We start from the raw sequence: 19,263 nt of genomic DNA on the forward strand, positions 1-19,263 counted from the left end.
TTGTTCATTCCCCTTTCAAATTATTCAGCTGAGGGGTTCTGAGGAGAATCCGGTTTTTGATCACTCGAATTTTCCTGTGCATTTTCCGATTCAGAATCCGCTTTTGAAGTTTCTTCAGAAGATTTTTCCGACTCTTGTTCCGGTTTCTGAGGAGTTTCCCCATCCGGCGGCAAAGCATTCGTATCCTCTGTAGGAAGGGCCTGCATTTTTCCTTCCATTACTAAGCGGAACTCTTCTCCGCTCATCTTTTCATGTTTAAACAGAAACGCTGCGACATCATGCAGCTGATCGAGATGCTGTTCCAAAATTTCATGTGTTCTGGTGTAAGCATCGTTCATAATACTGCGAATCTCTTTATCGATCGCCGATGCAGTCGCTTCGGAATAATCCCGAATATGACCCATATCCCGGCCAAGGAACGGTTCGCCCTGATCCTGCCCATAGGTAATGGGACCCAAAGCTTCCGTCATTCCATACTTCGTGATCATAGCACGTGCAAGTTTTGTCGCACGTTCAATATCATTAGAAGCGCCAGTGGAAATATCATCCAGCGTAATTGCTTCTGCAACACGGCCGCCCAAAAGTACGACCAGATCTTCCTTCATTTCTTTCTTTGTCTTGTAGGAACGATCTTCTGTCGGAACCGACATCGTATAGCCACCGGCCATTCCACGCGGAATAATGGAAATCTGATGAACCGGATCCTGCGTCGGGCAATAATAGGTTGCCACCGCATGACCGCCTTCATGATAAGCTGTCAGTTTCTTTTCTTTATCACTCATGATATGGCTCTTCTTTTCCGTGCCCATCATGACCTTAATTGTAGCCTCTTCGATCTCTAACATCGTAATTGCTTTGAGACCTTTCCTAGCGGAAAGCAGAGCGGCTTCGTTCAAAAGGTTTTCCAAATCTGCGCCGGTAAATCCAGCTGTTGAACCTGCAATCGTTTTCAGATCCACATCCGGCGCCAAAGGTTTTCCGCGGGCGTGAACATGAAGGATTGCCTCTCTGCCTTTAATATCCGGATATCCAACCGTCACCTGACGGTCAAAACGACCCGGACGCATCAAAGCCGGATCCAGAATATCCGGGCGGTTCGTCGCCGCAATCATAATGACGCCTTCATTTGCACCGAAGCCGTCCATCTCGACCAACAACTGATTCAGAGTCTGTTCGCGTTCATCGTGTCCGCCGCCAAGTCCGGCGCCACGCTGACGACCGACCGCATCAATTTCATCAATAAAGATAATGCAGGGACTGTTTTTCTTCGCCTGTTCGAACAAATCACGTACACGTGATGCACCAACACCGACAAACATCTCAACAAAATCAGAACCGGAAATTGAGAAAAATGGAACGCCCGCTTCCCCAGCGACTGCCCGTGCCAGCAATGTTTTACCGGTACCGGGAGGGCCCACTAGCAAAACTCCTTTCGGAATTCTTGCGCCCAGTTCATTATATTTCTGAGGATTCTTAAGGAACTCTACAATTTCAGAAAGCTCTTCTTTTTCCTCATCGGCACCGGCAACATCTGCGAAAGTTGTCTTTCTCTTTTCGTCAGACATCTTTTTAACCTTAGCTTTGCCGAAATTCATCTGTTTGCCCGGTTCGCCCATTCCGGCACTGAGTTTTCTAAAGAAGAAATAGTAGATGACAGCCATGCCGACAATTGCGATCAGCATTGGCGCCAAAGTAGAGAGCCAGCTTACCTCACGGGCACGGATATGCTTCTCCACCATAGGAGCATCCGTATGATCCGCATTGTATTTTTCAACCATCGGATCAATTTTCTGATAAAAAGTAATGACATTCGCTACTACATAATTGATGGTTGTATTGTCTTTGTCGTTGAGCTTCAATACCAGTTGACCGGTACCGTAATCCAACGAATATTCCTCTACCTGCTCCGATTTAAAGTATCCAATAATATCTGAATAATCATATGTTTTCGTCGTATTATTTCCATAAACGGAAGCGATTACAATCATCAGAATAATCGGGATACAAACCACAAGGATCAGGTTGCGCATGCCCTTTTTATTATTCAAGTTTTAATCAACTCCTTAACCACCGTATACTTTCGGCTTTAAAATGCCCACAAAAGGAAGATTACGATATTTTTGAGCATAGTCAAGTCCATATCCTACAATAAATTCATCCGGAACGATTCCGCCCACATAATCAGCCTGTACATTTACGGTTCGGCGTTCCGGTTTATCAAATAACGTGCAAAGCTTAATGCTGTTCGGTTTACGGTCACGCATCATCTCTAAAATATAAGACAATGTCATCCCGCTGTCAAGGATATCTTCAACAACCAAAAGGTCATATCCTTCCAGATTGATATCAAGGTCCTTTGTGATTTTGACAACGCCGGAGGTTTTGGTGCCTGAACCATAACTGGAAACCGACATAAAATCGACTTCACAGGGTACCGTAATCGCACGCATCAGGTCTGCCATAAATACGACAGAACCTTTTAAAACACTTACCAAAAGTAAATTCTTGTCCTGGTAATCCTCACTGATCTGTTTGCCGACTCTCTGTACAATTTTCTGAAGATCTTCTTCACTATACAAAACTTTCTCGATATCATCCATCATATTCTGACTCATAAACCGTTCTCCTTTATGATAATCATCGCATTTTGCCGGTCAAACCCCGGCCGCGCGGATTCGGAAGCTCCAAGGCCTTCGGCCCAGAGAATTTCCCCTTCTCGTTCCAGCAAAATGGAATTTTCCCGCAGATAAGGCGGAATATGTGCTTCATTCATCATTCGGCGCAGCGGTTTTGAAATTCCTCTTCCAGCCGGGCGAAAACGATCGCCCTCCAACCGGGTCCTTACTACAGTATTCTTGCTAATTGTAGCATAATTCAGCAAATTAAAAAAGAACAAATTATGAAATTTCGAATCATTTTTCAGTTCTTTTTGAGAAATTTTCCGCACCAAAAGTCGTCTTCCATCCGGAAGAACCGTTTCAGGAAAAGACAAAGGAATAGAAAACCTTTGTTTTTTAGGTACTCCAAAAAACAGGATACCCTGCTGAACCTCTGCATGAAGTCCTAAAGTCAGTGTGATTTTCCCACCTTGCCCAAGGAGCAGATCCAAATTCAAAAGATGATCGGCAGAAAGTTCTCCTGCACCATTCTTTTTCGCAGCCAAAAAAAGTGCGCGCAGCCGCACGGGTCGAGGCTGTTTCATCAAGCTGGAAGTCTCCCAGCCGGGCCCATGCGCCGCTTGTTCTAAAGAACTTTTTGCCATTTCAAAAAGGCAATCATCATCTTCCCGCAGGCGAAAAGCAGCTCCTGAAATTGCAGTTTCCACCTTTGGATTTAACGTTTTTAAAACTGGAATCACTTGCTGACGAATTTTATTGCGGGAAAAATCGAGATCCCCATTTGTTTCATCCTCACAATAGGACAAATGATACCAATTACAATACGCTTCAATTTCTTTTCTTGTCAAGCACAAAAACGGCCGCACAATCCTCTCGTGAACTGGAGAAATTCCCGAAAGGCCTCTCGCTCCGGCTCCGCGGCAAAGATGCATCAAAACCGTTTCCGCCTGATCCGAAGCCGTATGCGCAGTTGCGATAGCGACCGCACCATTTTCTTCCGCTAAGTGTCTAAAAAACGTATAACGGACATATCGACCGCATGCTTCCAGGCCCTCTTTGCGTTTTTTAGAAAGGCCCGCCACATCTTCATGCAAAACGCGGCAGGGAATTCCCCATTTTTGGCAGCATTCCTTTACAAAAGCTTCATCGTGATCGGCGTTTTCCCCACGCAGTCCATGATTAACATGCGCTGCAATTAAAGAAAGATTCCACTTTTCTGCGTGATTATTTAAAAAATGCAGCAATGCAGTCGAATCCGCTCCTCCTGAAATACCCACAATGACAGTCCCGCCTTTGGAAAACATTTTTTCCGAAATCACCAACTGCTCGGCTTTTTGCTCAATAAGCAAAATCTCCGCTTTTTGAGCGGAGATCAAATCATCATTCATTGCGCACTACCTCCTGCGCGGTAAAGCGCATAAATTCGCCCTGCCAATGCAGAGGAACCGCGCGCGTCTCACCATGACGGTTCTTTGCAACAATACATTCGCCGCTGTTAACATCACTGTCAGGATCGGGAGCTTCAGCATTCTCCTGATTGGCATAATACGCTTCGCGATACAAAAATAGAACAATATCAGCATCCTGTTCAATGGAGCCGGAATCACGCAGATCGGACAGCATCGGCCGATGATCAGTTCGTTTTTCACTGTCACGAGAGAGCTGCGACAGGCAGATAACCGGAACATTGAGTTCCTTTGCCATAATTTTAAGATTTCGGGTAATCTGTGAAATCTCCTGTACTCGGTTATCAATGTGCTTTCCGCCGGACATCAGCTGCAAATAGTCGATGATAACCAGATCAACATCCCGCAGACGACGAAGTTTAGACTTCATTTCGGAAACGGTAATGCCTGCATTATCATCAAAATACATCTGGGTCTTATTGAGAATATCTCCGGCTTCAATAATTCGCACCCATTCATCGTCCGCCAGTTTACCGGTACGCAATTTTACGCCTCCGACCATAGCTTCGGTAGAAAGCAATCGGGAGACCAACTGTTCTTTTGTCATTTCCAAAGAGAAAAAAGCAACTCTTTTTTGACATTTTACTGCCGCGTTACGCGCAATATTAAGTGCAAAGCTGGTTTTGCCCATGCCAGGTCTTGCCGCCAAAAGGATCAGATCGGTTCGGTTGAGCCCGGTAATGGTATCATCCAGCGATTTGATGCCGGTTGGAATCGCACGAAACTGATCTTTATCAGGAGAATTGAGCAAGTCCAGACGATCAAAGGTCTGCATGAGGATTTCACTAATTTTCTGAAGTCCCTGCATATTTTTGCCCTGCCGAATATCAAAAATGCGCTGTTCCGCAGCATCCAGCAAAGTATCTGAATCGGCAATACCAGCCCCCGCCTCTTCCAAAATTTCTCTCGCTGCAATAATCAGAGAGCGAACATCATATTTATCCCGGATAATCTTCGCATAGCTCTCCACATTATTGACGGAAGGCACCAGCTCCATCATCTGCAAAAGATAAGTCTTACCATCCGCCTCATCAAAATTCTCTGTCGTTTTAAGCTTTTCAAGCACCGTTACAAAGTCAATCGACTGCCCTAAAGAAGCCATGTCGAGCATAGCCCCATAAATCAGGGCATTATTAGATTGATAAAAATATTCCGGCTTCGGGAGAAAATCCATCACTCGGTCAAGGCAGGAAGAATCCAGCAGAATCGCACCGAGAACAGACTGTTCTGCTTCGGGACTAAACGGTAGATTCAGCCCATTATAGGAATTTGCAGTCTCTGCCATAGAAATTCTCCCTTTCTCGTATGGAATAAAAGCGACCGCAAACGAAAAGTTCGTCCGCGATCACCTCAGTATCACTTTTGTTTAAGCTTCCGATACAACAACATAAATCTTTGCAGAGACCCCATTATAAAGTTTGATCTCGCAATTATAAGTGCCAAAAGCTTTAATCTCTGTATCGAGGACAATCTTCCTCTTATCAGCAGTTACATTATAATCTTTCTGAAGCTTTTCTGCAATTTCTTTTGCAGTAACCGAACCAAAAAGCCTGCCGCCCTGGCCAGCTTTCGCAGTGATCTTTATGCTTTTTCCATTTAAAAGTTTTGCCGCTGCTTCTGCATTTTCTGTTTCTACCGCAATCTTGTGAGCTTTAGAAGCTTCCGCATTGCGAATTTCATTCATTGCCTCTGCATTTGCCTCTTTCGCTAATTTATGGGGGAAAAGATAATTGCGGGCATAACCGTCGCTTACATTTACGAGTTCCCCTTTTTTTCCGTGAGATTTTATATCTGCCAACAAAACAACCTTCATCAAAAAGCCCTCCTATTTTTTCTGAATCGTTCCGCGGCCGATCCCGGCACGCAAAATTTCTATTAGCTGGCTGCGTACTTGTTCCACCGTTGCATCTTTGATTTGGGCTCCTGCCATGGTAAGGTGACCGCCGCCGCCCATTGCCTCCATCACAAGCTGAACATTCATGTCCCCCATACTACGGGCAGAAACATTCATGACTCCGTCTGAAGGATAGATTACAAATGAAGCCATTACGCCTTCAATCGTCAAAAGCTCATCCGCCGCCTGAGCCGAAGCAATTTTAAGATTTGGCAGTTCCTGCTCCGTATAAGCAACTGCACAGCCATCCAAAAGGTCTGCGCTGGAAACGATCCGATACTTTGTTTTATATGTATCAAAGCTGTCGGAAAATAACCGTTTTACCGTTACCGTATCCGCACCACGTCGGCGCAGATAAGCTGCAGCTTCAAAAGTACGCACCCCTGTTTTGAGAGAAAAGCTCTTGGTATCCAGCATGATGCCTGCCAAAAGTGCTTCCGCCTCTGTGCGGGTCAACACATTCTCCCCAATATACTGTACGAGTTCCGCTACCATTTCAGATGTCGAGCTGGCATATGGTTCATGATAAAAGACCACAGCATTTTCGATATGCTTTACCATCAGGCGGTGATGGTCGATAACCACCACTTTAGAAACCGCCTTCAGTAGTTCGGGACTTTCAACAAATTCCTGACTATGGGTATCCATTACAACCAAAAGAGTACGGGGAGAAACTAATGCCAATGCATCATTCGGGGAAAGGAAGCAGTCCCCTTCTCCATCATCGTTCATCTTTTGAATCAGCGGACCTGCAAGGGTCTGCGCTTCATTAACAACGACGTATGCAGGTCTCTGCAATGCGCGGGTAATGGCACTCCATAATCCGATCGATGAACCGATTGCGTCCAGATCACTAAACTTATGCCCCATAATCAGCACCGTATCGCTTTGTCTGATCCGATCAGAAAGTGTTGCAGCAATTACGCGGGTACGCACCTTATCGTGCTTTTCCACTCCTTTGGAAAGTCCTCCAAAGAATTCATAAGAATCATCTTTCTGTTTTACCGCAACCTGATCGCCGCCACGCCCCAATGCCATATCCAACGCACGGCGAGCCCATTCTTCACTGGCCTGCTGAGAGTTGGCGCCTCTGCCAATTCCAATCGAAACAGTAGCACTCCGGTGATCCGCCGACTTAATATTACGGATCGTATCGAGAATCTGAAAACGATGTTCCATTGCCTCTCGAATATGCATTTCATCGCTTAAAATCAAATAACGCCCATTATTGACACGATAAGAAAATCCACCCATGCTCTGTGCCCAGTTAAAAAGCACATTTTCGACTTCGGAAGCAATTCGGTTATCTTCCGAAGAAGTGATATCTCTCGCTAGCTCTTCCCGATTATCAAAGTATGCAAGGCACACCACCGGATGACGATCCACATATTCTCTGTTGATTTCCTTATAGTAAGTATCATCAATAAAATAAAGCAGGCAGCCCAATTTTGTCTTTGCAGCAAACACGGTATACTGACGTTGATCGATTGTCACATCTGTTCCTGCATTTTTGAGAATCTGCTCCAGAGTATGGGGATAAATAAAGCGCAGAACATTTTCACCCCGGCATTCTTTATGCGGACTGATCGTATTGACAAACGCATCATTTACCCAAACAACATCTCCTGCCGGTCCTGAAAGTGCCACCGGCATTGTAAACTGCTGCAATGCCGACGTTTCATTCAGTGAAAGCACTTTTTCCGCCGCTTTTACAGAAGTTCCCACATAGCTGCGAAAATAGAAGTTAGAGATTAGTACCACCATAACAGCGACGACCGCCAACCCCATCTCTATCGCGAATACTGCGCGGTTCCATGGGAAAGAGAAGCAGGCCATAACCAACATGATGACCGCCAAGACCAAATAAATCGGCGAAGATACCCATACTCTGTGTTTCATAATTCTTTCCTTACCTCTTTTTGCAGACCTTATTTAAGGAAAAGGTCAAACCTCCATAATTACCGGCAAAATCATTGGGCTGCGGCGGGTACGGTCATACAGCAAATGGGAAAGAGCATCCTTAATATGCGTTTTAAGTGTTCCCCAGTCCCGAATACCATTTCCGGCACAATTTTCAAGTACTGAATAAACAAGATCTTTTGCATCATCCATCAGGGATTCATTTTCTCTGACATAAACGAACCCTCTCGAAACAACGTCCGGCCCGGCTACTACATGTCCACTGTCGGCGGAAATTGTACAAACAACAACAATCAGTCCATCTTCAGCCAAATGTTTACGGTCACGCAGGACAATACTTCCTACATCCCCTACGCCAAGCCCATCTACAAGGACGCGTCCTGCGGGGACCGGTGCCAGTTTTTTCATATAGTTTTGGTTGATTTCCACAACATCGCCGATATCCGCAATACACACTTCCTGCGGCGTTTTCCCCATAGAATAGGCAAGGCGCGCATGCTTCTGCAGCATTTTCTGCTCCCCATGCACCGGAATAAAATATTTCGGTTTGACAATGCCCTGCATTAATTTGAGCTCTTCCTGGCAGGCATGACCGGAAACATGAATCTCATACATGGACTCATAAACGACTTCGCAGCCACGTTTCATCAATTCATCGATCACATTTCCGACTGATTTTTCATTGCCGGGAATTGGGCGCGCAGAAATAATGATAAAGTCCCCAGGCCCTACTTCCACCTTGCGGTGGTCGGCAAATGCCATACGGGATAAAGCGCTCATAGGCTCGCCTTGACTGCCGGTTGTAATCAAAACAATCTGCTCCGGCGGATATTTTTTAATCAAATCAATATCGATTAAAACACCTTCCGGCACATGGAGATAGCCTTTTTCCACGCCAATTCCCATCACATTCAGCATACTGCGTCCGGAAAGCGCCACTTTACGGCCATATTTTACCGCACAATCAATAATCTGCTGTACTCTGCCGATATTACTTGCAAAAGTGGCCACAATAATCCGACTTTTGCCCGCACGGCGAAACAGGTTCTCAAAAGAAGTCGCAATTCGGCTTTCCGTCTGCGTAAAACCGGGACGTTCCGCATTGGTAGAATCAGCAAGCAGTGCAAGGACGCCCTCCTTACCAAGCTGTGCAAAACGACCAAGATCGATCATGTCCCCCCAAGTCGGTGTACAGTCGATTTTAAAGTCACCCGTATGGACAACCGTTCCCGCGGGAGAGTGAATTGCAAGTCCTACGGCATCTGGAATTGAATGATTAACGTGAATAAACTCCACTTCCATACAGCCGAGCTTTACCCGGTCTCCGGGCTTTGTTTCATGCATTTTTACTTTATTATTAAGGCCTTGTTCTTTTAATTTTCCTTCGATTAAGGCCAGTGTCAAACGTGTTGCATAAATCGGCAGATTTACCTTCTTGAGTAAATAAGGAAATCCCCCGATATGATCTTCATGTCCGTGCGTTACGACAATTCCCCGGATCTTATCTGCATTGCGCTCCACGAACGTAAAATCCGGAAGGACCAAATCGACGCCCAGCATATCATCATCAGGGAACGCCATCCCACAGTCTACGATCATCATGTCATCGCCGCACTCAAAAAGGGTAAAGTTTTTACCAACCTCATTGAGTCCACCAAGAAAATACACCTTAATAGAAGGTTTCACTGCACGATTCGTGCGTGGCCTTCTGCTGCGCTGTGTATTCTGTTTTGTGTTTTGATTTTGCACATTCTTTGGCTTTTGTGCAGCTTCCGGTGCTCGATGCTCCGAAGGAACAGTTCCCTGTCCATTCACAACCGGTTCAATCTTTTTCTGTGCCGGTCTGCGCGGACGGCGATAATGATATTGCTTTGCTGCCTGATCTTTCGTGGGCGTCTCTGCCTTTTTTGGCGTCTCCGTCTTCGGAGCAGACAGAACAACTCCTCCCCCTAAAAACTGGTCCGCAGGCTTTGCCTGTGCATCCACCTTCCCATAAAGGGGAGTTTGCTTTTGCATATTCTTTTTTTCAATCACAGAAGAAACCTCCATTTGGAGCCTATTTTTTCCTGCATCCGGTGCCAAGAAAAAACAAAGTGCTCCCTATCTTTAATTTTTATAAAATAAAAACGCTTACAAAAAAATCCACTTTTATCAAAGAGGATTTGATATCAAGTTTTAGACAAAATTTCCTTATTTCTCACACAAAATACAATTAAGCCGAACACGTATATCGAAACTATTGTACATGGATTCTAAAACGGTGTCAAGCTGTCGCATTTCTCTTTTTCGAGTATTCCCACAAAACGGGAAAAGTAATCGATTTAATTTGGAATCCATGTTATAATAAAAAAATAAAATTTATGTTTTGATTTATGTTTTGCTAATATTTTGAAAGGAACCTCTTATCTTATGAAAGAAGTCATGATTTTTACAGACGGTGCCTGTTCCGGCAATCCCGGCCCCGGAGGTTGGGGTGCCATCCTTTCTTATAATGGAAAGACAAAAGAGCTCTCCGGCGGTGCAGCTCAAACGACCAATAATCGTATGGAACTGACCGGCGTAATTGAAGCGCTCCACTGTTTAAAAGAGCCTTGTCTTGTAACTCTGACAAGTGACAGCCGATACGTCTGCGATGGAATCAATAAGGGGTGGGCACGTTCTTGGAAGCGGAACGGCTGGCGTAAATCCGATAAAAAGCCGGCTCTCAACGCTGACCTTTGGGAACAGCTTTTGCAGCTTTTAGAGCACCACAAGGTTACTTTCTGCTGGGTAAAAGGACATGCTGGCCATCCGGAAAATGAGCGCTGCGATCAACTGGCAGTTGCACAATCTGTTAAATACCGTTCTCAAAAGGAATAAAGTCAAAAAAATATAGAAAAATACTAAAAAGATGAAATATTTTTCGTCTTTTTTTATTTTTATTTTATATTTCTATTATTTTAGTAGGTTTTTTTGAAAAAGCCCTTGAAATGTACACTAAAATGGTGTACATTAATCTCGTAAAGAATTCAAGTTAGATCTGCAGAAGCAATTCTGCTCAATTTTAAAATGAAGAAGGTAGAAACATGGACAGACTAATTTACGTAGATAATTCCGCAACGACACCGGTTTCTCCTGAGGCTTTAAAAGCCATGGAGCCGTATTTTATTGAAGGATTCGGCAACGCTTCCAGCCTGTATTCCGTAGGCCGCAAGGCAAAGAAAGCTCTGGAAGAGGCTCGTGCATCCATTGCCGCATGCTTTAACGCAGAGCCCGATGAAATTTATTTCACTTCCGGCGGAAGCGAAGCAGACAACTGGGCCATCAAAGGAGTTGCTCACCTGATGGCCAAAAAAGGGAAAAAGCATATTATCACCAGTAAATTTGAGCATCATGCAGTTCTTCATACCTGCGCCGTCCTGGAAAAGGAAGGATTCGAAGTCACCTATTTGAATGTGCATCACAACGGGATTGTGCGCCCGGAAGAGCTGGAAGCAGCCATTCGTCCAGATACCGCCCTTGTCACAATTATGTATGCGAATAACGAGATCGGCACAATTCAGCCGATTCCCGAAATCGGCGCGATCTGCAAAAAGCATGGTGTCCTTTTCCACACGGATGCCGTACAGGCTGCAGGAAATATTCATATCGATGTAAAAGAACAGAATATTGACATGCTCTCCATTTCAGCACATAAATTCCATGGTCCAAAGGGTGTCGGTGCTCTTTATATTAGAAAAGGAATTATTCTGCCGAACTTGATTGAAGGCGGCGCACAGGAAAAAGGGCATCGTGCCGGTACAGAAAATGTTGCTGGAATCGTTGGAATGAGCGTAGCACTCAAGAATGCCTGCGACCATATCGACGAAAAGGCTGTTCGTCTCTCCAAGATGCGTGACCGTTTGATTGACGGTCTGCTCAAAATTGAGCGCAGCCACATCAATGGAGATCGTGAGCACCGGCTGCCCGGCAATGTAAACATGTGCTTTGAAGGTGTCGAAGGAGAAAGCCTTCTGCTGCAGCTTGATCTGCGAGGCGTCTGTGCTTCTTCCGGTTCTGCCTGCACTTCCGGGAGTCTGGATCCGAGCCATGTACTTCTTTCGATCGGTCTTCCGCATGAGATTGCGCATGGCTCTCTGAGAATTTCTCTCGGCGACCAGAATACCGAAGAAGACGTTGATTTTCTACTCCAAGAAATCCCCCAGATTGTCAGCTATCTGCGCAGCTTCTCTCCTCTATGGGAAGAAATGAAAGAAGGAAAAGTACATTTTCCGATCAATTACGATTAATAAAATTATTAGATAAAGTTTCGGTTTACTAAAAATATTTCTAAACGAATTTTAGGAGGAATCAATATGGCATACAGTGAGAAAGTAATGGATCATTTTGCACATCCACGCAATGTTGGCGAAATTCCAGACGCAAACGGTATCGGTGAAGTAGGCAATCCCCGCTGCGGCGATATCATGCGGATGTATATTAAAGTAGAAAACGATGTTATTACCGATGTGAAATTCAAGACCTTTGGTTGTGGAGCAGCAATCGCTACCAGTAGCATGGCAACAGAACTGATCAAAGGAAAAAGCATTGGGGACGCGTTGAAGCTAACAAACAAGGCAGTTATGGAAGCTCTGGATGGACTTCCGCCGGTCAAGGTACACTGTTCTGTTCTCGCGGAGCAAGCAATTAAAGCAGCCGTCAGCGACTACTATAAGCGCAAGGGAGTAGACCCGACCCCATTCGTCGGTGAAATTCCGGAATGCGAGTCCTGTGCTTGTCCGACTTCGGTCCCAACAAAATAACTTAAAAATTAAAAAGCAGCCAATCAGTATCAAAAAACTGATTGGCTGCTTTTTGTTAGCCATACTCATTCTTTGGGCAGTTCCGCTGCTTATCTAAAAAGGAGAACACAGGCAACCACCAAAAATGCAATTCCTGCTCCGCCGCAAATCAGTGCCGAAAGCCGGTAATTTTCTTTTGTTTTTAGCTCTTCCCGCTCTTTTTCCGAAGCCGAAAAATAGGTCAGTGACCACAGCGGTCCTTTTTCCCTTGCGCACATTCCTGCAAAGATCAACAAAACTGCCGCAAGAACCATTAAAATAATTCCGAGCGCCATTTTTAACTTCCCTTCCTTTAAGGTTTCGGATTCTGCTTCCGATAGCAAAAATAAGAATAGACGACCGGGGAAATTAACAAAATTCCCTCACCAACAAACGCCGCTATTTTCCAAAAGGCAGGTAAAAAAGCTGAAAAAATCATCAAAAAACCAGCACAGAAAAAGGCCTTTCCACCAAAACGATGCGTACAATACCAAACCTCTTCATTTGCAAGTGTCCACGGCGTGCGGATGCCGCAAAACCAGTTAGCACGAAATTTTGGCATCAAATTTCCCAAAATGACAAATAAGCATCCTGCAATCAGCATAACAGCTGTTCCCATATCGAATTTCACGCCGCGACACCATAAGATCACATAAATTTCCATCATCAGCATAAACAGGCAAAGTACTAATTGGAGGATGTTATATTGCCGTCCAAATTTTTGATAATTTTCCTTTTTAGGATCAATCTTTGGCAGTATCCGAAGAAAAATCAAAAGTGCCAACATAAGAAGTGGATAAAAAAAGATGGCCCATTTTCCATCTGTTGAATCTACTTCTCCTGTAATACCCCAGTGCATGGGGATCTGTTGGGGCAGGCTGGGGTAAGAAACAGCCGCTATTATGAAACCGATTAAAACAATACTAATCAGTCCAAAAATATCTTTCTCAAAAATTCGTTTCACTTTTTCTCTCCCGTAAATTTGGTTACCCACGCCATCAATTCTTCAAAGACACTTAGATTTAATTCATAATAAACAAATTTTCCTTCTTTTTTATCCCGAACCAAATCAGCCTCTTTTAAAATTGCAAGGTGATGTGAAACCGTAGCGCCTGTCAGATCAAAATGATTTCCAATATCACCAGCTGACCGGCTGCCACTTTTCAACAGCTCCAAAATGTCTCGCCGAGTGGGATCCGACAGCGCTTTAAATATTTTTTGAAACGCCATATTAGACCCTCTCTTTCTAATCATTTAGATAGCCATCTAATAATCAGTATATCAATTTTTGTATAAAAGTCAAGAATGCGCACTCAAATAATCCTGTAAGATAATCGTTGCAGCAACGGCATCAACAACTGCTTTTCGCTTTTTTCCCCGTACATTTGTATCGATAAGATAAGTATGAGCCACCATTGTTGTACACCGTTCATCCTGCAAATGAACAGGAACCGAAATTTGCTTTGAAAGTTTCTGAGCAAAATCTCGTGCGTTCTGAGCGCTTTCGCCCTCTGTCCCATCCATGTTTTTCGGAAGGCCGACCACAACGGCACCGGCACCGGTTTTTTCCACCTGTTCTGCAACTTGAATCAGAAGTTTATCCCAGTTATAAGACGGCAGCACCATCAGAGGAGAAGCTAAGATCTCTCCTTCGTCACAGATCGCAAGGCCTGTGCGGGCATGTCCCAAATCGACTGCAAGAATCTTCATGACGGTTCCTCCATCTGATTTTCTTTTTTCCACCAACCCTGATGTGCAAAGACAGAAACTTCCGGAGTCAAATGAGAAGCATCATTTAAAAGCACAATTTTGGGAAGAGCTTTCGGGGAGGTAAACTTCAAAACGCTGACGGCCGTATTATCGCACCAATCCACATCGTTGATCTGCTCTAGCTTTTTTCCCATTGCATGGCAAAGAAGATTACGGATTGCGCAGCCATGAGAAACGACTGCAATGGTTTTTCCTTGATTTTTATCCACAATGTCTTCCATTGCCTGCCAAGTTCTATCATAAACCTGCCGCATGGTTTCGCCATGAGGCGCCGCAAATTCCCACGGTGTCTGATACCACTCTTGGTTCTGCTGCGGAAAATTCTTGGAAAAATCATTCCATTTGGTTCCTTCACAGTCGCCTCCGTTAATTTCTTCCAAGCGGGGATCTGTCTGAATTTTGAGCTTATGATACCGACCGACAGCCTCTGCTGTACAGTAAGCACGTTTTAGAGGACTCGAATAAATGGCATCCAGCGGCAGATTGCGGCAGCGAATACTAAGCAGATCGAGCTGTACTCTTCCATTTCCGCTGACATCACAGTCTGTATGCCCCTGAAAAGTACCATTCGTATTGCCCTGTGCCTCGCAGTGCCGAATTAGATAAACTGTTGTCACCATGGCTGCACCTTCCCGGTCAGCTCACTGATATTAGAAATTCCGTTTTTACTGAGATATTGTTCGAGTCCTTCCAAAATCTTTATGGGCGCATAAGGATCATGAAACAAAATTGTTCCAATCTGAACCGCGGATGCACCTGCAAGGAACATCTCGACCACATCCTGCCAGGAAGTGATTCCTCCTAGGCCGATTACCGGAATTTTCACTCGAGAAGCCACCTCAAAGACCATTCGCACCGCGATCGGAAAAACAGCCGGGCCGCTTAATCCTCCGGTATTATTGTGCAGAATCGGACGACGGGTCTTTAAATCGATCCGCATTCCGGTAAGGGTGTTGATCAAAGAAATTGCATCAGCGCCGCTTGACTCTGCTGCTGCAGCGATATCTGCAATATTTGAGACGTTAGGTGAAAGCTTTACGATCAGCGGCTTTTTGCAAAACGCTCGCACCGCTTTTGTAATTTTCTCTACACTTTCGCAGGAAGTTCCAAAAGCTGCTCCGCCTTCTTTAACGTTCGGACAGGAAATATTGAGCTCGATCAAATCGACTTCCGTTTGGGAAAGACGCTGTGCCATTTGACAATAATCGTCCACTGTACTCCCCGCAATATTTGCAATGATAACGGTTCCCTGCTGCCTGATCCATGGCAGATCTTCCCGAATAAAATGCTCTACGCCCGGATTCTGAAGTCCGACGGAATTAAGGATTCCGCTGGGCGTTTCCGCAATTCTCGGGGGTAAATTTCCCGCACGTTCCTTTAACGTAAGCCCTTTACAGGAAATTCCTCCAAACGTTTTTAACGGATAAAACTCTGCAAATTCCCGCCCGAACCCGAAAGTGCCGGAAGCTGCAATCAGAGGATTTTCAAAATCAATCCCCGCAATGTTTACATGCAGACGTTCACTCACAGAACCACCTCCTCTGAGGAAAAGACCGGCCCATCTTTACAGACATGACCATAATAGCTTTCTCCGTTTGCTCTCTTAAGCTGGACTGCACAACCAAGACATGCACCTATTCCGCAAGCCATGCGTTCTTCCAAAGAAATCCAGCATGGCTTGTTCATTTGTTTACATAATTCTGATACTGCTTTCAGCATTGGTTTTGGGCCACAAGCATAACAAATATCAAACGAAGTTTCCTTCAAAAAATCAGCAGCAAACCCATGATGACCAAAGCTGCCGTCATCTGTTGCAATTTTGACAGTGCTCCCTGCGGCGGCAAACTCCTTTTCCAGAATCACTGCTTCTTTAGAGCGGAACCCCAAAGCGGCTGTCCCGTTTTTTCCGTATTTCTGTGCAAGTCCCAAAAGTGGAGGAACTCCGATTCCGCCCCCAACGAAGATGGCTTTTTTCTGAAGATCTTCCACCGGAAATCCATTCCCCAACGGAGCCAAAAAGTCGAGCGTATCCCCTACTTGAAAACGGGAAAGGAGTTGGGTCCCTTCTCCACGGATCTGAAAAACGAAGCGCAAAAGGCCATTCTCGGCACTGCAAATTGAGATTGGCCGGCGCAGAATTTTATTCGGCACCAAAATATTTGCAAACTGTCCTGGTTTTACCATAGGGACCAATGTTGGAGCCTTTACGGTAAAATCAAAAATGTCCTGTGTCAGTACTTCTTTCCGAATAACGGTCCCATGCCAAACATCATACTTCATGCTTTGATTTCTCCGATCTGAGAAAGGATATCCTCTTTCATGCGCATCGCTTCCCGTGCCGCTGCTTTTGCAAAATATTGTTCTTCTGCACTGGTCTGCTGCCATGCAGTCATAATGCTTCTGGAAGCGTTGACGATCGCTCCAAGCCCTTTTTCGTCAAAAGCAGGTGCAACGTCTTTGGCCCCGCCGCCTTGCGCACCATATCCCGGGACAAGGAAAAAGGTATGGGGAAGTTTTTTGCGCAGTTCTGAAAGCTGCGCAGGATAAGTCGCGCCCACAACGCCGCCAACTCTGCTATAACCATACTTTCCAATCGTTTCAGCACCCCATTTTTCACAGAGCGTTCCAACTGTCAAATAGAGGGTCTTCCCTGTTTCCAGTTTTTGATCCTGCAACTCACCAGAGGAAGGATTACTGGTTTTAATCAGGACAAAGACGTCACGATCACGCTCCTCACAGACCGACAGAAGTGGCTTGATTCCGTCCGCACCCAAATAGGGGTTCACTGTCAAAGCGTCGCTGTCAAAGGCTGGAACCAATTCTCCCTCTACCCCGACAACCCCAAGATGTGCTTTTGCATACGCTTCCATGGTTGTTCCGATATCATTCCTTTTTCCGTCTGTAATAACAAACAAACCTTTTCCCTGCGCATATCGAATGGTCTCATAAAGTGCTCTCATTCCCTGCCAGCCATATTGTTCATAATAGGCACACTGAGGCTTGACCGCCGGAACAATCGGAGAAATTGCATCAATCAATCCGCGATTAAACTGCAGAATTGCATCTGCCGCTCCCTCTAAATTCTTTCCGTATTTGGAAAAAGAGGCAACTTTAATAAAATCCGGAATATAGCTCAATTTAGGATCAAGCCCTGCTACCGTCGGATTTTGTTTTGCAACGATTGCGTCGATCAGTCTATCCATTATTATCGCTCCTTTGAATTTTCCGATTTCGGGAAAAATAATTTCTTATGAATTTATAAATACACATTTTCCATTCAAAAAAGTACACTGTACCTTTCCAAAAAGCGTTTTTCCTTTAAATACCGCATTTCGGCTTTTCCCGTGCAGGAAATTCGGATCTACCTGCCAGCAAAAATCCGGATCGAAAAGGGTCAGGTCGGCAGGCGCTCCAACTGCCAGAGTCCCCGCAGGCAAATGCAGAATTTTTGCCGGAATCGTACTCATCTTCTCCAAAAGCTGCATCATGGAAAGAAATCCCGGTCTCACAAGATAAGTGATCCCGGCTGCAAGACTCGTTTCCATCCCGACCGCTCCATTGGGCGCCTTTAAAAAGTCCGCTTTCTCCTGCGGAGTATGTGGTGCATGATCGGTTGCAATGACTGCAATTGTTCCATCTTGCAACCCCTTTATAATTGCCAGACGGTCCTTTTCTGTTCGAAGCGGCGGACTCATCCGCGCATCTGCATCTTTTTTTAGGAGTTCCTCCTCGGTCAGTGCAAAATAATGCGGTGCCGTTTCGCAGGTAACGGGAATTCCCCTTCTTTGATAATCCCGAATCAGAGAAACGCTCTCCTTGGTACTGACATGACAGATATGCACACCGACTTCATAAGCAGCTGCCAGTGCTAATTCCCTTGCAGTTCCACAGTCTTCTGCTGCACGTGGGATTCCCGGAACGCCCAGTTCTTTTGAAACAGTCCCCTCATTGATTTTCCCATTTTTCGTAACATCGAGATCTTCACAATGTGCTAAAATAGGGACTCTGAGCTTTTTAGCCTCCTGCATGGCAGACGCCATCATCGAAGTATGAAGGACAGGCCTTCCATCATCAGAAAATGCGATTGCTCCGGCCTTTTTTAAAGCTGCAAGATCGGTTGGAAGCTCTCCTTTCAGTCCTTGGCTGATTGCGCCCGCCGGATAAACATGCGCATCTGCTTTTTCTGCTTTCTGCAAAACATATTGAATCGTTTCCGGTGAATCAAGTGCCGGATTTGTATTGGGCATACATAAAAGACTCGTTACCCCACCCGCTGCAGCAGCATGGCAGCCGGACAAAATATCTTCTTTCTCCGTAAATCCGGGATCTCTCAAATGAACATGCATATCAACTAGTCCCGGAGAAAGAATCAGTCCTTTGCAATCAATTCGTTCTGCCTTTTCTGAGGCCGTCTGATCAGCTTCTTTACAGAGCGCGGCAATCCTGCCGTCCCTACAGAGAAGACTCCCTATTTGATCCAATCCGGCAGCAGGATCCATCAAGTGTGCATTGATAAAAAGCAGTTCCATGAGATTCTCCTGTTCTAACTTAAAACTTCTCTTGAATTTTCTTTTTATTATACTATATTTGTAGCTTTTTTTACAGAGATTTTTCTATGAAATTCCTTCCTACTTTAAAGTACCTCACTCTTCAAAAATTTATTTTTGTGAGTTTGTCATATTGCCTATAAATTTCTTTTATTGTTTATAATTTATTACAAATATTATACTTTCCTCTTGACAAAAAGATATTGCAGAACAATAATAAAGCCATCTTAGCAATCGGCTGCTTCATTT

At 44.9% G+C, this 19,263-nt stretch carries 19 protein-coding genes; 3 read left to right on the forward strand and 16 right to left on the reverse strand.

Annotated elements, in window-relative coordinates:
- Positions 1-20: 20 nt before the first annotated feature.
- The 7 genes from ftsH to OP489_RS10455 all read right to left on the reverse strand — a co-directional run bounded on the left by ftsH (position 21) and on the right by OP489_RS10455 (position 9,914).
- Positions 21-2,030: an ATP-dependent zinc metalloprotease FtsH gene (gene ftsH / locus OP489_RS10425; protein ID WP_416232478.1), complete on the reverse strand. Its 2,010-nt coding sequence runs from the start codon at positions 2,028-2,030 to the stop codon at positions 21-23.
- A gap of 33 nt (positions 2,031-2,063) precedes the next feature.
- A complete protein-coding gene (gene hpt, locus OP489_RS10430) occupies positions 2,064-2,603 on the reverse strand; it encodes a hypoxanthine phosphoribosyltransferase (protein ID WP_266163528.1) in 540 nt (179 codons plus the stop codon).
- An 8-nt stretch (positions 2,604-2,611) separates the two neighbouring features.
- Complete coding sequence (gene tilS / locus OP489_RS10435) at positions 2,612-4,006, reverse strand: tRNA lysidine(34) synthetase TilS (protein ID WP_266161910.1); 1,395 nt, start codon at positions 4,004-4,006, stop codon at positions 2,612-2,614.
- A complete protein-coding gene (gene dnaB, locus OP489_RS10440) occupies positions 3,999-5,369 on the reverse strand; it encodes a replicative DNA helicase (RefSeq protein ID WP_266161911.1) in 1,371 nt (456 codons plus the stop codon). The genes tilS and dnaB overlap by 8 nt, the downstream gene beginning before the upstream one ends.
- An 81-nt stretch (positions 5,370-5,450) precedes the next feature.
- Positions 5,451-5,897: a 50S ribosomal protein L9 gene (gene rplI / locus OP489_RS10445; protein WP_266161912.1), complete on the reverse strand. Its 447-nt coding sequence runs from the start codon at positions 5,895-5,897 to the stop codon at positions 5,451-5,453.
- A gap of 12 nt (positions 5,898-5,909) precedes the next feature.
- Positions 5,910-7,877: a DHH family phosphoesterase gene (locus OP489_RS10450; RefSeq protein WP_266161914.1), complete on the reverse strand. Its 1,968-nt coding sequence runs from the start codon at positions 7,875-7,877 to the stop codon at positions 5,910-5,912.
- A 45-nt stretch (positions 7,878-7,922) separates the two neighbouring features.
- On the reverse strand, positions 7,923-9,914 hold the full coding sequence (locus tag OP489_RS10455; protein ID WP_416232479.1) for a ribonuclease J: 1,992 nt from the start codon (positions 9,912-9,914) through the stop codon (positions 7,923-7,925).
- A gap of 393 nt (positions 9,915-10,307) precedes the next feature.
- Here OP489_RS10455 and rnhA point away from each other — a divergent pair, with 393 nt between their 5' ends.
- The 3 genes from rnhA (at position 10,308) to nifU (ending at position 12,679) form a co-directional block, all read left to right on the forward strand.
- Positions 10,308-10,757: a ribonuclease HI gene (gene rnhA, locus OP489_RS10460; RefSeq protein WP_266161916.1), complete on the forward strand. Its 450-nt coding sequence runs from the start codon at positions 10,308-10,310 to the stop codon at positions 10,755-10,757.
- A gap of 206 nt (positions 10,758-10,963) precedes the next feature.
- On the forward strand, positions 10,964-12,166 hold the full coding sequence (nifS, locus tag OP489_RS10465) for a cysteine desulfurase NifS (RefSeq protein WP_266161918.1): 1,203 nt from the start codon (positions 10,964-10,966) through the stop codon (positions 12,164-12,166).
- A 66-nt stretch (positions 12,167-12,232) separates the two neighbouring features.
- Positions 12,233-12,679 (forward strand): Fe-S cluster assembly scaffold protein NifU, encoded by a 447-nt coding sequence (nifU, locus tag OP489_RS10470; RefSeq protein ID WP_266161919.1) that lies wholly within the window; start codon positions 12,233-12,235, stop codon positions 12,677-12,679.
- Between the two features lie 89 nt (positions 12,680-12,768).
- Here the strand turns inward: nifU and OP489_RS10475 are convergent, their stop codons facing one another.
- From OP489_RS10475 to OP489_RS10515, 9 genes are all read right to left on the reverse strand, one after another.
- Positions 12,769-12,993, reverse strand: a complete 225-nt coding sequence (locus OP489_RS10475) for a hypothetical protein (RefSeq protein WP_266161921.1) — start codon at positions 12,991-12,993, stop codon at positions 12,769-12,771.
- A gap of 17 nt (positions 12,994-13,010) precedes the next feature.
- Positions 13,011-13,661: an SdpI family protein gene (locus OP489_RS10480; protein WP_266161922.1), complete on the reverse strand. Its 651-nt coding sequence runs from the start codon at positions 13,659-13,661 to the stop codon at positions 13,011-13,013.
- On the reverse strand, positions 13,658-13,927 hold the full coding sequence (locus tag OP489_RS10485; protein ID WP_266161923.1) for an autorepressor SdpR family transcription factor: 270 nt from the start codon (positions 13,925-13,927) through the stop codon (positions 13,658-13,660). The genes OP489_RS10480 and OP489_RS10485 overlap by 4 nt, the downstream gene beginning before the upstream one ends.
- A gap of 69 nt (positions 13,928-13,996) precedes the next feature.
- Positions 13,997-14,407 carry a Holliday junction resolvase RuvX gene (ruvX, locus tag OP489_RS10490; RefSeq protein ID WP_266161924.1) on the reverse strand — a complete coding sequence of 137 codons (411 nt, stop codon included), beginning with the start codon at positions 14,405-14,407 and terminating at the stop codon, positions 13,997-13,999.
- Positions 14,404-15,087, reverse strand: coding sequence for a histidine phosphatase family protein (locus tag OP489_RS10495; protein ID WP_266161925.1), 684 nt, complete (start codon positions 15,085-15,087; stop codon positions 14,404-14,406). Before OP489_RS10495 ends, ruvX begins: the two co-directional genes overlap by 4 nt.
- Positions 15,081-15,995: a dihydroorotate dehydrogenase gene (locus OP489_RS10500; RefSeq protein ID WP_266161926.1), complete on the reverse strand. Its 915-nt coding sequence runs from the start codon at positions 15,993-15,995 to the stop codon at positions 15,081-15,083. Before OP489_RS10500 ends, OP489_RS10495 begins: the two co-directional genes overlap by 7 nt.
- On the reverse strand, positions 15,992-16,747 hold the full coding sequence (locus OP489_RS10505; RefSeq protein ID WP_266161927.1) for a dihydroorotate dehydrogenase electron transfer subunit: 756 nt from the start codon (positions 16,745-16,747) through the stop codon (positions 15,992-15,994). Before OP489_RS10505 ends, OP489_RS10500 begins: the two co-directional genes overlap by 4 nt.
- Positions 16,744-17,676, reverse strand: a complete 933-nt coding sequence (pyrF, locus tag OP489_RS10510) for an orotidine-5'-phosphate decarboxylase (RefSeq protein ID WP_266163529.1) — start codon at positions 17,674-17,676, stop codon at positions 16,744-16,746. Before pyrF ends, OP489_RS10505 begins: the two co-directional genes overlap by 4 nt.
- A 39-nt stretch (positions 17,677-17,715) precedes the next feature.
- The gene (locus tag OP489_RS10515) at positions 17,716-18,996 is read right to left on the reverse strand and encodes a dihydroorotase (RefSeq protein ID WP_266161928.1); all 1,281 of its coding nucleotides are present in this window, start codon (positions 18,994-18,996) and stop codon (positions 17,716-17,718) included.
- Between the last annotated feature and the right edge of the window lie 267 nt (positions 18,997-19,263).

This window comes from Caproicibacterium sp. BJN0003 (assembly GCF_026314295.1).
GTDB lineage: Bacteria > Bacillota > Clostridia > Oscillospirales > Acutalibacteraceae > Caproicibacterium.

Excerpts from the sequence above, each read along its gene's own strand:
- ftsH (WP_416232478.1), bottom strand. The coding sequence starts at position 2,030 with ATGCGCAACCTGATCCTTGTGGTTTGTATCCCGATTATTCTGATGATT.
- hpt (WP_266163528.1), bottom strand. The coding sequence starts at position 2,603 with ATGATGGATGATATCGAGAAAGTTTTGTATAGTGAAGAAGATCTTCAG.
- tilS (WP_266161910.1), bottom strand. The coding sequence starts at position 4,006 with ATGAATGATGATTTGATCTCCGCTCAAAAAGCGGAGATTTTGCTTATT.
- dnaB (WP_266161911.1), bottom strand. The coding sequence starts at position 5,369 with ATGGCAGAGACTGCAAATTCCTATAATGGGCTGAATCTACCGTTTAGT.
- rplI (WP_266161912.1), bottom strand. The coding sequence starts at position 5,897 with ATGAAGGTTGTTTTGTTGGCAGATATAAAATCTCACGGAAAAAAAGGG.
- OP489_RS10450 (WP_266161914.1), bottom strand. The coding sequence starts at position 7,877 with ATGAAACACAGAGTATGGGTATCTTCGCCGATTTATTTGGTCTTGGCG.
- OP489_RS10455 (WP_416232479.1), bottom strand. The coding sequence starts at position 9,914 with ATGCAAAAGCAAACTCCCCTTTATGGGAAGGTGGATGCACAGGCAAAG.
- rnhA (WP_266161916.1), top strand. The coding sequence starts at position 10,308 with ATGAAAGAAGTCATGATTTTTACAGACGGTGCCTGTTCCGGCAATCCC.
- nifS (WP_266161918.1), top strand. The coding sequence starts at position 10,964 with ATGGACAGACTAATTTACGTAGATAATTCCGCAACGACACCGGTTTCT.
- nifU (WP_266161919.1), top strand. The coding sequence starts at position 12,233 with ATGGCATACAGTGAGAAAGTAATGGATCATTTTGCACATCCACGCAAT.
- OP489_RS10475 (WP_266161921.1), bottom strand. The coding sequence starts at position 12,993 with ATGGCGCTCGGAATTATTTTAATGGTTCTTGCGGCAGTTTTGTTGATC.
- OP489_RS10485 (WP_266161923.1), bottom strand. The coding sequence starts at position 13,927 with ATGGCGTTTCAAAAAATATTTAAAGCGCTGTCGGATCCCACTCGGCGA.
- ruvX (WP_266161924.1), bottom strand. The coding sequence starts at position 14,407 with ATGAAGATTCTTGCAGTCGATTTGGGACATGCCCGCACAGGCCTTGCG.
- OP489_RS10495 (WP_266161925.1), bottom strand. The coding sequence starts at position 15,087 with ATGGTGACAACAGTTTATCTAATTCGGCACTGCGAGGCACAGGGCAAT.
- OP489_RS10505 (WP_266161927.1), bottom strand. The coding sequence starts at position 16,747 with ATGAAGTATGATGTTTGGCATGGGACCGTTATTCGGAAAGAAGTACTG.
- OP489_RS10515 (WP_266161928.1), bottom strand. The coding sequence starts at position 18,996 with ATGGAACTGCTTTTTATCAATGCACACTTGATGGATCCTGCTGCCGGA.